A 336-nucleotide genomic window follows, 5' to 3' on the forward strand; every position below is an offset into this window, starting at 1 on the left:
TTCTTCTTGTTTCTGTTCTTGCTCTAAACGCGCATTCTTTTGTTCTAACCAAGAAGAATAGTTACCTTGGTAAGGAATACCATGTCCACGGTCAAGTTCAAGAATCCACTCAGCAACGTTATCCAAGAAATAACGGTCATGCGTAATCGCAACGATCGTGCCTGGGAAGTCTTTCAAGAAACGTTCTAACCAAGATACTGATTCAGCATCTAAATGGTTCGTCGGTTCGTCGAGAAGCAACATATCAGGCTTAGAAAGTAATAAACGGCATAATGCAACACGACGACGCTCACCACCTGAAAGTAATGATACATCAGCATCCCAAGCAGGAAGATT

General features: G+C 42.3%; 1 protein-coding gene. It reads right to left on the reverse strand.

Annotated elements, in window-relative coordinates:
* A partial coding sequence (locus B4237_RS02575; RefSeq protein ID WP_286941230.1) for an ATP-binding cassette domain-containing protein occupies positions 1–336 on the reverse strand: 336 nt, incomplete at both ends.

It is taken from the genome of Acinetobacter sp. UBA6526, from assembly GCF_002434875.1.
In the GTDB taxonomy this organism is placed as follows: Bacteria; Pseudomonadota; Gammaproteobacteria; order Pseudomonadales; family Moraxellaceae; genus Acinetobacter; species Acinetobacter venetianus.